General features: G+C 46.7%; 11 protein-coding genes. 4 read left to right on the top strand and 7 right to left on the bottom strand.

Annotated elements, in window-relative coordinates:
• Positions 1–55: 55 nt before the first annotated feature.
• From menE to RH45_RS18845, 6 genes are all read right to left on the bottom strand, one after another.
• The gene (menE, locus tag RH45_RS18870) at positions 56–1,417 is read right to left on the bottom strand and encodes an o-succinylbenzoate--CoA ligase (protein ID WP_008080265.1); all 1,362 of its coding nucleotides are present in this window, start codon (positions 1,415–1,417) and stop codon (positions 56–58) included.
• Entirely contained in the window at positions 1,417–2,403 is a 987-nt protein-coding gene (gene menC / locus RH45_RS18865; RefSeq protein ID WP_008080264.1) for an o-succinylbenzoate synthase, read from the bottom strand. The genes menE and menC overlap by 1 nt, the downstream gene beginning before the upstream one ends.
• A gap of 127 nt (positions 2,404–2,530) precedes the next feature.
• On the bottom strand, positions 2,531–3,397 hold the full coding sequence (gene menB / locus RH45_RS18860) for a 1,4-dihydroxy-2-naphthoyl-CoA synthase (protein WP_006878209.1): 867 nt from the start codon (positions 3,395–3,397) through the stop codon (positions 2,531–2,533).
• Positions 3,398–3,426: 29 nt separating this feature from the next.
• Entirely contained in the window at positions 3,427–4,215 is a 789-nt protein-coding gene (gene menH / locus RH45_RS18855) for a 2-succinyl-6-hydroxy-2,4-cyclohexadiene-1-carboxylate synthase (protein ID WP_039958921.1), read from the bottom strand.
• Positions 4,205–5,935, bottom strand: a complete 1,731-nt coding sequence (menD, locus tag RH45_RS18850; RefSeq protein WP_008080262.1) for a 2-succinyl-5-enolpyruvyl-6-hydroxy-3-cyclohexene-1-carboxylic-acid synthase — start codon at positions 5,933–5,935, stop codon at positions 4,205–4,207. The genes menH and menD overlap by 11 nt, the downstream gene beginning before the upstream one ends.
• Positions 5,936–7,243, bottom strand: coding sequence for an isochorismate synthase (locus RH45_RS18845; protein ID WP_008080261.1), 1,308 nt, complete (start codon positions 7,241–7,243; stop codon positions 5,936–5,938). It abuts the gene before it with no gap.
• Between the two features lie 273 nt (positions 7,244–7,516).
• On the opposite strand from RH45_RS18845, the gene RH45_RS18840 reads away from it, so the two are divergent.
• Together RH45_RS18840 and yfbR are read left to right on the top strand one after the other, a co-directional pair.
• On the top strand, positions 7,517–8,731 hold the full coding sequence (locus tag RH45_RS18840) for a pyridoxal phosphate-dependent aminotransferase (protein WP_008080260.1): 1,215 nt from the start codon (positions 7,517–7,519) through the stop codon (positions 8,729–8,731).
• Between the two features lie 69 nt (positions 8,732–8,800).
• Entirely contained in the window at positions 8,801–9,400 is a 600-nt protein-coding gene (gene yfbR, locus RH45_RS18835; protein ID WP_008080259.1) for a 5'-deoxynucleotidase, read from the top strand.
• On the opposite strand, the gene RH45_RS18830 is transcribed toward yfbR, so the two are convergent.
• A complete protein-coding gene (locus tag RH45_RS18830) occupies positions 9,397–10,293 on the bottom strand; it encodes a LysR family transcriptional regulator (protein WP_008080258.1) in 897 nt (298 codons plus the stop codon). The genes yfbR and RH45_RS18830 overlap by 4 nt on opposite strands.
• Before the next feature lie 127 nt (positions 10,294–10,420).
• Between RH45_RS18830 and RH45_RS18825 the strand changes: the two genes are divergently transcribed.
• Together RH45_RS18825 and RH45_RS18820 are read left to right on the top strand one after the other, a co-directional pair.
• Positions 10,421–11,485 carry an HlyD family secretion protein gene (locus tag RH45_RS18825; protein ID WP_008080257.1) on the top strand — a complete coding sequence of 355 codons (1,065 nt, stop codon included), beginning with the start codon at positions 10,421–10,423 and terminating at the stop codon, positions 11,483–11,485.
• Positions 11,486–11,488: 3 nt separating this feature from the next.
• Positions 11,489–13,030, top strand: coding sequence for a DHA2 family efflux MFS transporter permease subunit (locus tag RH45_RS18820; RefSeq protein WP_008080256.1), 1,542 nt, complete (start codon positions 11,489–11,491; stop codon positions 13,028–13,030).
• The last annotated feature ends 89 nt before the right edge of the window (positions 13,031–13,119 follow it).

Raw genomic sequence — 13,119 nt, 5'->3', positions numbered from 1 at the left:
ATGAGTTAGAGTTATAAGAAAGATAAATTCAGATTTGGACTATGAAATTGCTAAATTAACTAAGTTGGCGAGTGAGCCACTGTTTGACTTGATTACGCGATACTTTTATCCCACTCTTTAGCAGCTCATTCGGCATCTTATGATAAGCCGTTGGCCATTTGAATTTGCTAAGCTGAGATTTTAACAATGACTCAATCTGAGAAGCGCTAGGCATAGTATCGCACTCAATCACGGCAACTGGTCGATGGCCATACTCGCTGTCTTCAATTGGAATAACAATGGCTTGCCGCACAGTGTCTAGTTGATTGAGCACCAACTCAATCTCTTCACAATGGATATTCTCACCACCAGAAATAAACTGATTATCGGCTCGGCCAATGATATTTAACTCACTTCCTCGCCACTCGCCCAAATCCTTACTATCAAACCAGCCATCAACCATAATAGGGGTTAATTTTCCTTGGTAGTAGTACCCTGAAGCCAAGGTTTCGCCGCCAATCAAAATACGCGTTCCTTGCAGCTTTACCTCGCGTTTAGGTAGCACGAAGCCAGCGCTGTAGTTTCCATCGATGGCTTTAGCCGTCACCGTAGAGGCGGCTTCTGTCATACCATAGCCAAGCCAAGTATCGATGCCTCGGGCTGCCGCCTGTGCACTCAAACTTTGTGGTATATGGCTCCCACCAAGCAGCACCCTTGAAAGCGTTAACTCAACCTCGCTGTCTAGCAGACGTTTTAGCTGCGTTGCGACTAAAGAGGCATGTGTAACACCTTGGATGTCCTTGTGTAGATCTCCACTGCCCACTTTCAGTGTCGCGCCACGCTGGAGCCAGCGGTAGACAATGGCTAAACCTGACACATGGTATAAGGGAAGACTGAGCAGCCATGTATCGCCCTGAGAGAAACCAAATCGCTGTAGTAGACCGCTCGCTGAAGCGAGATGTTGTCGACTGGTATGCGCTACGGCTTTTGGCACCCCCGTCGATCCAGAGGTAAAAACGATCGTCGCAATAGAATCTGGATCGTATGCCCAGCTTAGATTCGACGCTCGGCATTGATGAATCTTAATCGAGCTGGTTGGTTGATTCGGGTCTGCGAACCAAACTTTCCTTCCCTGCTTCAAGAGATAAAGCGTGTCGAGTTTGACCTCAAGTTCACTGGCTTCTTGAGGCATAGTCAATGCACAGATTGCCCCTAATTCAAGGCAAGCGAGTAACAGAAATACAGATTCAACACTGTTCTTGCCAACACAAGTGACAACTTCACCAGGGGTTACGCCCTGTTCGGCAAGCCCTGCAGCCGTTTCTGAAACCAGCGTTTCTAGTTCAGCCCAAGTGTAATTTCTGGTTGGCGTCACTAACGCTAACAAAGATGGGCTCGACTGAGCCCATTGTTTAAGTGGTGATACTTGCTGTTGCATTAGGATTGCCAAATCAGACTTTGCTCTGCCAATTTGACGACTGGCAGCTCACACCCCGGCCAAGGGATTTCTAACTGCTGTGCAAACAGCCCGACCGTGTCCAAACCCGGCACTTCATCTGGTAGTTGCCAGTGTGCAAACCTCGCTAATTGAGTGAGTCCCAAACTTGATTCAATGCTTGAGCTAATCACAGCTTTAATACCCAGCGACTTCGCAGACTCGATTAACTCAATGCAGCTTGCAATGGAGCCGATCAGAGTTGGTTTAATCACCACCGCTTTCGCACCATTTAGGTCTTCCAGCTTAAAGTCATCCTTACGAATCGCGTGCTGCAGAGTTTCGTCCCACGCGATAGCAATGCCTGTATCAATGGCAAACGAAAAACTGTCTCCCGGTGACTGGCATGGCTCTTCAATAAAGGCAATACGACCGCGCAGTGAAGGGGCAATTTTCTTAGCAAACTGTTGCGCTTTTTCCGCTGTCCAAGCTCGATTCGCATCTAAGCGTAAGGTGAGATCCGGAATCGACTCGAGAAACAGGCTCACCAGCATGCCATCACGGATTGGTTCGTAAAGACCTACCTTGATTTTTGCAACCTTTTCACCGGTCATCGCATCCAGTTTTGGGATCAACTCGTCGGGGTCACCCGAGCAAAGCGGTGCCGCTTGATAACTGCCAATTTGCGGTAGCTGCTTTTCGATCTCAAGTTGCGCCATCGACAAACCAAACGCGACCGAGGGGTACAAGTTCTCTAAATCAAACTCACCCGTTTGCTGCCAAAACGCTAGCCGCTCAACAAGCTGTGAGTACACCTCATCCATCGTCTCGATGCTGAAACCGGGCAATGGTGCAACTTCCCCCATGCCGACTTCACCATCTCGATTCAATTCGATGATAAAGCCCTCTCTCTGTTTCAGTCGTTCGTCACGCAGTATCACCCCACTGTCCATCGGCAATTCGTAGCGATACAGTTTGGCTGATCTCATAGCAATATCCCTTTATTCATTGATGTAAATGTAGCTTGTATTGGATATTTCACCCATTTATACGTTGATGTCGACGCTTTGGCCTCAACTTATTCGTTAAGGCCGGCACGACGATATAAACGAAAAATTAAGGGTTACGTGGGAACTTGTTGAAGTCTGGACGGCGTTTTTCATTGAACGCATTACGACCTTCCTGACCTTCTTCCGTCATGTAGAACATCATAGTCGCGTTACCCGCTAATTCTTGTAGACCCGCTTGGCCATCACAGTCGGCGTTTAGAGCTGCTTTCAAACAGCGCAATGCCATCGGGCTATGTTGAAGCGTTTCTCGACACCAGCGCACGGTTTCTTTTTCAAGCTCTTCTAGCGGTACAACCGTATTCACTAAGCCCATATCAAGTGCTTCTTGTGCGTCGTAGAAACGACATAGGAACCAGATTTCGCGAGCCTTCTTCTGGCCAACAATGCGTGCCATGTATGATGCACCCCAGCCCCCATCAAACGAACCCACTTTCGGGCCTGTTTGACCAAACTGAGCGTTTTCTGCAGCGATGGTTAAGTCACACATCATGTGCAATACATGACCACCGCCAACAGCCCAGCCCGCTACTGATGCGATAACCGGCTTCGGACAGGTACGGATCTGACGTTGGAAATCCAGTACATTTAAATGATGCGTGCCTGAGTCATCTTGGTAGCCGCCATAGTCACCACGAATTTTTTGGTCACCGCCGGAACAAAACGCTTTTTCGCCAAGGCCAGTCAAGATAATCACGCCCACACCTTCATCGTAACGCGCATCAGCGAGTGCATTGATCATCTCTTTTACCGTTTGAGGGCGAAATGCATTACGAACTTGTGGACGAGCGATAGTGATCTTAGCGATGCCATCTTCTGATTTATGGTATTGAATATCTTCATATTCACCGCTGCAGTCATTCCAGTTTACTGGAGCATATAGTTCTTCTTCTGAGATACCGACTGTTTTTGCCATGGTGATTCCTAATTTATTTTCTTACTGGCTCAACCCAACTGATGAAAATCTTCAAGCTGAGCTTTAACGATAGCTGCAAACGCTTCAGGCTGTTCAACATGAACATTGTGCCCCGCTCCTGCAACTTGGCTAAAAGACAAACCGCTTCGTTTGGCCAACTGACTAAACTTATTGTCTTTTTCACCACATATATAGTGTGTTCTCACTCCAGTCTCCTTTAAAGACTCGAGCAAATAATCCTGCTTGGACAACGATGTTGCTTCAAGCATGTTCGCGACCGATGGACCTAGGTTAGCACTGCGCTTGGTCACCAGTTTTTGTCTTTGCTCATGGTTTAGCGAACTAAACACAGGCTGTTGATACCAGTCGCTTAATACCTGTTCAATCGGCTCGCAACGAAACCGGTTCGCCCATGAGCGATCGTGTTGCCACCTCTGCTGTTTGTCTGCTTCAGACTGCAATCCAAAGTTACCACCTTCTACAATCAGTCGCTGAACGTTAAGAGCAGAAAAGTAACCATGAGCAAGACCAGACATGGCAATTCTGCCTCCCATAGAATAACCGACTAATACTATAGGACGATGTGGCTCTAGATGAGTAAGAAGAGTGTCAGATATTTGATCGCAGCAGTGTTTGAAGTCAGCACACGATTCAAGCGCACTTAGCCCATGACCAGGTAAGTCCACCAGCACAAACGGATATTCGGACAAATAAACTTGGGTAGTTCGCCAGTCCGCCCCCGAACCCAGCAAGCCATGTAAAAACACCGCGACAGGCTGGGAGCCACTTAGATTAGGACTTGCAAGACTATAAAGCATGGACTTGTTGGATAAACCCTTTCAGTTGCTGTGAGGCATGTTGAGGCGGTGTTTTCACTTCAACCAACAATGCCCCTTGCCCTTGATTAAGGTGCTCAAGCACAACTTGATTATAGTGGGATAAGGTTTCAGGCCGAGCGTATTTCAGTTTGAATTGCTTGGCGGCAAATTCAAAATCATATCCATGAGGCATTTGATATAGAGGCTGCTTTTGCTGCTCAGGCACAGGAAGCAAATCGAAAATCGCGCCGCCATCATTGTTCATGACCACAACGACAACTGGCTTTTGCTGATGAGTCAGCAATGCCAAAGAGTTAGTATCGTAAAGCAATGAAGTGTCGCCAATGAAGAGCACACACGGCACTTGGTTATGGCGGATCACTCCGGACGCCGTCGCAACCAAACCATCAATCCCAGACGCTCCACGGTTACTATACACCTGATACTCTTCCAGATTACTGAACATATCAACCAAGCGTACAAATAAGCTGTTACCTAAAAAGATCTCAGTTTGTGGGGGCAGCTCGTTCACACTCAGTGCGAGCCCAATCTCATCCAGTGCCGAATCGGTGCTCAAATGCAATGCCGCCAAGTTAGCCACCTGCTGCGCTAACTCACTCAAGCTATCCGCCCAACCGCTCTGACCAGTAAGTTGAGGCGATATCGATTCAATCGTGGCACTTAAGCAGCTTGTAATGTCTGCGACATGGTGAACTTGCATCAGATGAGTCTGATTATTGCGCTCGCTGCTTGGCGATAAGTAATGGTAGGCCGCTCCTCGCAGCTCAACCTGTGCTGTTAGCCATTGAGTAAGTCTCTTTGAAATAATCCGCGCGCCCACTTGTAGGATGACATTGCATTGATTAAGAGCCTTCGATCGTTCAGGGTTTTGCAACCACAGATCGTAATGTGCCCATGCAGACCCCACGCCTGACTGAGGATCACTCAATAAAGGCCAGCCTAGTGTCTGAGCCAACTGCTTAGCTAATTTGGCCTCAGCCAGTGACACACTGCCTAATACAATAACGCCGCGTTCATTACTCCACTGAACAGCTGGTATCGGCTCGTGAGCAGAACTCACGGGGTGTTGTACGTATGGAAGATCGCTTTCCCACCAGTGAGAAACAGAGTCAAGATAATCTTGGTAAATGGATTTATCTTCATTGCTATACAAAGGCTCAGGGAACGGACAGTTAATGTGGACAGCACTTCCTAAGCGAGTCTGACTGTGCATCAACTCATCTATGGATGTCAGCAACCATTTAAGCGGGGTGGTTAAAGATGGGCTTGGTAGGTTCATTGCACCTGTAACATGAGAAGAAAAGATCCCTACTTGACTGATGGCTTGATTGGCCCCACACCCAACTAACTCCATAGGCCGGTCTGCCGTGAGTAGCACCAGTTTTTCTCCGGTAAGCTTCGCTTCTGCAACCGCTGGCAATAAATTTGCGACAGCCGTTCCAGACGTAACAACAATCGCCACTGGTTTGCGACTGGCTTTCGCGAGTCCAAGTGCTAAAAAGCCCAATCCACGTTCATCAAAATGAGTATGCAACGTTAAATTCGGGCTTTCATCAGCTTCTAAGGTTAACGGTGTAGAACGAGAGCCAGGAGCAACACAAATGTCAGTGACACCAAATCGAGTTAATTCTTCAAGAATCGTCTGACACCAAATACGGTTGACCACCGCTTGATTGAATTGAGGCAACGCAACACTCATTTATGAGGCGACTCCTAACGGTGGATTATCAGAAATGAGAGACAACAAAGTCGACATTTTTTTATCCAGCTCTTGCCATTCATGCTCGGCAATTGAACCGGGAACAATGCCAGCACCGGCAAACAGTTGGACTTGCTCTTCTAGAACCAGAGCGCTCCGGATGGCGACACAAAATTCTGCTCTTTCATGGCTAATGTAGCCCATAGAACCTGCATACCAACCTCGTGCAAACGGTTCATGTTGTTGAATGAAATCCATCGATTCTTGACGAGGTAAACCAGCGACAGCGGCCGTTGGCTGCAATGCAGCTAAGAGTTGAACGCCATTGATACCTTTGTGTAAATGCGCGTGAATACTTCGTTTTAAATGTTGTACCTTGCGTAAACGAACCAATCTCGCTTCTTGCTCCACCTCAACTTGCTCTGAATGAGGTGTCAGACGCTCGATAATATCGTCTACGACATATTGGTTTTCGTTAAGATTTTTGCTGTCATTGCTTAGCCAGTTTGCAAGCTGCATATCTTGGGTCGCATTGACTCCTCGGCCAATGGTTCCAGCGAGTGCTTCTGTATGCAGTTCCTGCCCTTGACGCGAGTACAAACGCTCTGGTGTTGAGCCAATGAAGCTATGTTTTTTATCCAACGCCAACATAAAGTGAAAGCTGTGATGGTTTTGCAGATAACTTGACTTGAGAAACTGCGCCGCACAGATTGGCGTATCGAGTGTCACGGTCGTTTTTCGTGCCAATACGACTTTCTTGAAATCACCTCGCTCAATCCCGGTCAAAACCTTATTGACCAGTTCGGTCCACTGCTCTTTGTTAGGAGTATGGTGCATGCTTTCGACGTGAGCGGAAATCGGCGAGAGAGTGCGAATATCCAATTGAAGCTTCTCTAAACTCGCAAGTGTATGCTGCTTCGTTGCCCCTAAGTTCACTGCCAGCGACCAACGATTGTCAAAACGAATCAGCTCTATCTGCGGTAAAAAGAAAAAAGAAGACATGCAGCGGCGATTTTTATCCGTTCTGCCATCAAAGGAGCGACCGCCCCAAATACGTTGATCTCCAGCCAATATGGCATAGGCTGGAGCAGGCTCGACAAAAGTGTGTAACTGACCAAGCGAGACGACTTCTTCACGGGTATCACGAGATTGCCAATAAAACTTAGGGAAGATTGGCTGCGCCTCTAACCAATCCACAAATATAAAGTCAGGCTTTTCCTCAAGAACTTGAACCAGACGGGTAACGCCGTCCTCCGCATCCTTTACGCGTTCAATCAGTTCAGTAACGGCTTGATGAAAATTCGACAAATCAGCCTCGTATGCACACAGAGTATTATTTATTGTAGCTTGCTACTCTATTTATAGACCCCATTCAAATCAAGGTTGAAACTAATGTTTTGCAAAATCCTGTGATTACAGACGTGCTACAAAAGTTAACCTTGTGGCTTTCGCTCTCTTTGCGACAAATCCGGCTGTAAGAAAAAACTAACAAATCAAAGAATTCATTCAGTTTTTTATTCTAAAAAAACTCTTTTTGATGTACTTTAATAAAGAAATTCAATTATTTTTAGGTTTTAATCAATGCAAAATATCGGGATGTCGTCAAAACTCGATAATGTCTGCTACGACATTAGGGGTCCTGTACTTAAACATGCTAAGCGCATGGAGGAAGAGGGGCATAAAATACTGAAGCTAAACATCGGTAACCCCGCCCCATTTGGCTTTGACGCCCCTGACGAAATCCTAGTCGATGTGATTCGTAATCTGCCAACTTCGCAAGGTTATTGCGATTCCAAAGGCATTTACTCAGCACGTAAAGCGGTGGTGCAACATTACCAACGTAAAGGGATACGCTCACTCGATGTCGAAGACGTTTATGTCGGCAATGGCGCTTCAGAATTGATCGTCATGGCGATGCAAGCGCTTCTCAACAACGGCGATGAAATGCTCGTCCCCGCACCTGACTACCCACTATGGACAGCTTCGGTCGCTTTGTCTGGTGGTAAAGCCGTCCACTATATGTGTGATGAAGAAGCCGACTGGTACCCAGATCTCGACGACATTAAAAGTAAGATCACACCAAAGACTCGTGGCATTGTGTTGATTAACCCAAATAACCCTACTGGTGCGGTATACAGTCGTGATTTCTTACTCGAGGTGATTGAAATTGCCCGCCAGCACAAGTTGATCATCTTTGCCGATGAAATCTACGATAAAGTCCTCTATGACGGCGCGACCCACACCTCAGTAGCGACGCTGACTGAAGATGTTTTAGTCGTCACCTTTAACGGCTTATCAAAAGCATACCGTGTCTGCGGCTTCCGTGGCGGTTGGATGTTCTTAACTGGCCCGAAGCATCAAGCTCAAGGCTACATTAACGGCCTTGATATGCTCTCCTCGATGCGCCTGTGTGCCAACGTACCTATGCAGCATGCGATCCAAACCGCGTTAGGAGGCTATCAAAGTATCAATGAACTGATCTTGCCAGGTGGCAGGCTGCTGGAGCAACGTGACAAAGCTTGGGAATTGATCAACCAGATCCCTGGGGTCTCTTGTGTTAAGCCGAAAGGTGCCATGTACCTGTTCCCGAAAATCGATACCAAGATGTACAACATCAAAGATGACCAGAAGATGGTGCTCGACTTCTTGATTCAAGAAAAAGTGCTGCTGGTTCAGGGGACTGGTTTCAACTGGCCGAAACCTGATCACTTCCGCATCGTCACCTTGCCACATGTTGAAGATTTAGAAATGGCGATCGGCCGCTTTGAACGTTTCTTATCGACTTACAGTCAGTAGTAATTAGCTTCGAAGTTTCATATGCTTAAAGGACACTCGTTGAGTGTCCTTTTTATTTAGGAGGACCCCATGCCAAACAGTAATCCAAAGGAGAGCCACTTCTTTGCCCACCTCGCCCGAATGAAGCTGATTCAGCGTTGGCCATTAATGCGCTCTGTCTCAAGCGAAAATATCTCAGAGCACAGCCTGCAAGTGGCCTTCGTTGCCCACGCTTTAGCGGTCATTAAAAACAAGAAATTCGGCGGTAACCTTAACCCGGAAAGAATCGCAATACTTGGCATGTATCACGATACCAGTGAAGTCCTAACGGGTGATTTACCCACACCCGTAAAGTACTACAACCCAGAAATCGCTAAAGAATATAAAAAGATAGAAGCCGCAGCAGAACAAAAGCTACTCTCCATGCTTCCGGAAGAGTTTCGAGATGACTTTGCCCCCTACTTGGTGTCTCAATCGGCTCATCCAGAAGATGCCGCCATTGTTAAGCAAGCCGACACTATCTGCGCCTATTTAAAGTGTCTTGAAGAACTCAGCGCAGGCAATCACGAATATGCACTGGCAAAAAAACGTCTCGATATCACCCTAAAAGAACGCCATACCCCAGAGATGGATTATTTCCTCAATACGTTCGCACCAAGTTTTGAGCTCTCGCTAGATGAAATAAGTTAGTGATGCCTATGGAACGCATCGAGGAGAAAATCAATCAATACCTTTTTGCGTTTCGGCATAAGCTGACGATCGGCATATACCAAGCTCACTCCAACCTCAGGCATTTTGTAATCAGGTAACAAACGTACCAGCTTGCCTGTGGCAAAATGTTCCAGACAAATAAACTCTGGAAGTACAGCGATCCCCAACCCCGCAATACATCCTTGCAAGCAAGAGGTAATGGTATTGACCTTTAAGCGGTGCGGAAGATCAATTTGAATGGACTGGCCATTTTCAGCTTGAAGATGCCACTTAGGTAAACGTACTGCTTTGTTAAACACCTCAACCATCTGATGAGGAGCGGTTAAATCATGATGGCTATGAATCTCGCCAAACTGATTGAGGTAATCAGGGCTGGCCACTAACGCGCGTTTGGACGCAGCAAGGTAACGAGAGACTAAATTAGAATCTTCCAGCTCACCTATTTGAGCGTACAAATCGATGCCTTCTGCAATAATGTCCACTTCTCGATTGGTCAGCTCTAAGTTCATCGTCACGTGAGGATACTGAACCAAAAACTGATTAATGTAACTGCCTAACACTTGGTGACCGAGCTCAACCGGTAGAACCACACTTAAAGGCCCGCGGATTAAATCTTGATTGGCCGACACTTCAAGTTCAGCCTGAGTCATGATTTCGAGCATTTGCTGACTCGATTGGTAAAATCGCTCTCCCTCTGGCGTCAAAATCAGGCTTCGAGTTGAACGAGTGATCAATCTCACACCTAAATGTTGCTCAAGCTCGGCCAGTTTTCGGCTCACAGTAGACTTAGTCATGCCTAGCGATTCAGCGGCTTGAGTAAAGCTCCCACAATCAACAACTTGAGTAAAAACATTAACCGCATTTAAGTCCACATCCACTCCTCGCCAAGCTAATTAGTAAGATTTTTGCAACAGTGTTTCCCTTTTTTCCTATCTTATCAATTAATCAGATTCATTTACAATTCGTTACATTCATAATGACTGTAACTTAGAGAACAACATGACTGACAGTAAACAACCTTCACCAAAACAACGCCCGCATCGACGCAACCGAGCACCTTTGATTGCAACAGCCTTGATGTTGTCCCTTGGCATTCTTGGTGGCGGATACTGGTTTAGTTATGGCCAGTATTTTGAATCAACGGACAATGCATATTTGCAGGGAGACATCACCAACATCAGCCCTAAAGTGTCCGGCTACATCGCGGAATCTTTCGTTGCAGATAACCAAAGTGTCAAGCAAGGTGATCTATTAGTGCAAATTGACGATCGCGATTTTCGAGCGGCGCTAGATCAGGCGCAAGCTCACTTGTCAGTCATGCAATCCAGCGTTCAAAATCTCGTGGCTCAGCAAACGCTACAACGCAGTCAAATCGCTCAAGCTAAAAGCCAAGTAGACTCAGCTCAAGCCGAGTACGACCGCGCCATTCAACAAGTCGCTCGCTCCCGTAGTTTATTAAAACGCAATTACGCTTCTCAAGATGAGCTCGACAGCATGCTCGCACAGGAAAAAGTCACTAAAGCCGATTTAGAGCAATCTAAGGCCAGCTTAGCCGCCGCGAATGATCAATTGCTGGTCATTGCAAGTGAGATTGAACAGGCCAATGCCGCTGTCGTAGAAGCACAGGCGCAACTATCTCAAGCTCAGCTTAATTTAGACTATACCAAGGTCTATGCACCGACAGACGGCGTAATCGGTAAGCGTAGCGTACGCGAAGGGCTACTTGTGCAAGCAGGCGCACCACTGATGAGCCTAGTCCCTAACCAAGGCGTTTGGATTGAAGCCAACTTCAAAGAAACACAGCTTGCAGGGATACATAAAGGCCAAAAGGTCGATATTGAACTGGATGCTTTCCCGGGACAAGTATTAGAGGGTGTGGTAGACAGTTTTTCACCCGCAACAGGGGCGAAGTTTGCTCTACTACCACCGGAGAATGCTACGGGTAACTTCACTAAGATCGTTCAGCGCGTACCCGTCAAAATCATTATCGAAGATCAACAGCAGTTGCAAGGGAGATTACTACCTGGCCTATCGGTCGTCGCGACTATCGACACACGAGGCTAAGTAATGAGCCATATTATCGTAGCTGACAACGAACAAGCCGTACCAACACGTCATTGGATCGCTCTGTTTGGCGGTCTAATCGGTGCGTTTATGGCCATCTTAGACATTCAAATCACCAACTCTTCGCTGAAAGACATTCAAGGTGCCCTATCAGCCACGCTCGATGAAAGCTCATGGATTTCCACTTCATATCTCGTCGCAGAAATGATCGCGATCCCACTGAGTGGTTGGTTGTCAAAAGCGTTAGGTAAACGCCGCTACCTGACTTGGACCACCGCAATCTTCACCTTGTCATCATTACTGTGTTCTTTTTCGTGGAACATGACTTCAATGATCGTTTTTCGTGCAATGCAAGGTTTCAGTGGCGGTGCGCTCATCCCACTCGCCTTTTCTTTGGTCGTGCAGTTATTGCCGTTAAATAAACGCGCAGTGGGTATGGCACTGTTTGGGGTTACGGCGACCTTCGCGCCCTCTATCGGTCCAACTTTCGGCGGTTGGTTAACTGAGAATCTTTCTTGGCATTACATTTTCTATATCAACATTCCACCAGCTTTACTGGTGATCAGTATGATTCGCTATGGTTTAGATGATGAGCCTTTGCAGCTAAGTACATTATTGAAAGCCGATTGGTTTGGCATAATTACGATGGCCTTAGGATTGGGTTGCCTTGAAGTCGTCCTAGAGGAAGGCAACCGTGAAGAGTGGTTTAGCTCAAGTTTCATTATCACTTTAGCCATTATTTCCGCGGTCAGTTTAGTGTATTTTGTGATCAATGAGCTGCAGCATAAACGTCCGCTGGTTAACTTGAGACTGCTGCGTGATAGCCAATTCGCCATGTCTTGCATTGCTTATCTGATCTTAGGTATGGCACTGCTTGGATCCATTTACGTGCTGCCCCTGTACTTGACCCAAATTCAGCAATATAACGCGATGGAAATTGGTGAAGTGTTAATGTGGATGGGCTTTCCACAATTGTTGATTTTTCCATTGGTTCCTAAGCTTACTCAAATCATTAAGCCCAAGTATCTGGTTACATTTGGCTTTATGATGTTTGGTTTGAGTTGTTATGTGAATACCCATATGACGATTGATTTTGGCGGCCAACAACTGATTCTATCAATGCTACTTAGGGCGATTGGTAGCCCATTTATCATGGTGCCCTTGTCGTTGGTGGCAATGAAAAACATCAGCAAACCGGATACACCTGACGCATCAACGCTTACCAATGTGATGCGAAATTTGGGTGGTGCCTTCAGCATCGCCATCATTGCAACGCTATTAGACAACAAGACGCGTGAGCACCTCGCCCATATCAAAGAGTCTCTGCCTTCGGTTAGTCAGTTAGGCTGGCAAACTCTCCAGCAACAACAAGCGTTTTTTATGCAAGCAGGCAGCGACAGTGCAACCGCAATGCATCAGGCACAAGCGAGCCTACTTAGCACAATGCAAAGAGATGCCGCCATCATGGCTTACAATGATGTATTTTTGATGATGACGGCTTTTCTTGCCATCGCGGCGTTACTCATCATGAGTATGAAAGATTAGCTACACTTTAAAGTGGCAAAAATACTTTATATTTCTGCCACTTGAAGTCCCAGTTGGATACGTGTACGGTAAGAAAAAACTTAGGGAGA

The organism is Vibrio sinaloensis DSM 21326 (assembly GCF_000189275.1).
GTDB lineage: Bacteria > Pseudomonadota > Gammaproteobacteria > Enterobacterales > Vibrionaceae > Vibrio > Vibrio sinaloensis.
Note: the sequence above shows the minus strand (reverse complement) of the source record. Positions and strands in the feature narration are given on the sequence as shown.

Bases quoted from the DNA above. Each gene is read 5' to 3' on its own strand.
- menE (WP_008080265.1), bottom strand. From the start codon at position 1,417: ATGCAACAGCAAGTATCACCACTTAAACAATGGGCTCAGTCGAGCCCA.
- menC (WP_008080264.1), bottom strand. From the start codon at position 2,403: ATGAGATCAGCCAAACTGTATCGCTACGAATTGCCGATGGACAGTGGG.
- menB (WP_006878209.1), bottom strand. From the start codon at position 3,397: ATGGCAAAAACAGTCGGTATCTCAGAAGAAGAACTATATGCTCCAGTA.
- menH (WP_039958921.1), bottom strand. From the start codon at position 4,215: ATGCTTTATAGTCTTGCAAGTCCTAATCTAAGTGGCTCCCAGCCTGTC.
- menD (WP_008080262.1), bottom strand. From the start codon at position 5,935: ATGAGTGTTGCGTTGCCTCAATTCAATCAAGCGGTGGTCAACCGTATT.
- RH45_RS18840 (WP_008080260.1), top strand. From the start codon at position 7,517: ATGCAAAATATCGGGATGTCGTCAAAACTCGATAATGTCTGCTACGAC.
- yfbR (WP_008080259.1), top strand. From the start codon at position 8,801: ATGCCAAACAGTAATCCAAAGGAGAGCCACTTCTTTGCCCACCTCGCC.
- RH45_RS18825 (WP_008080257.1), top strand. From the start codon at position 10,421: ATGACTGACAGTAAACAACCTTCACCAAAACAACGCCCGCATCGACGC.
- RH45_RS18820 (WP_008080256.1), top strand. From the start codon at position 11,489: ATGAGCCATATTATCGTAGCTGACAACGAACAAGCCGTACCAACACGT.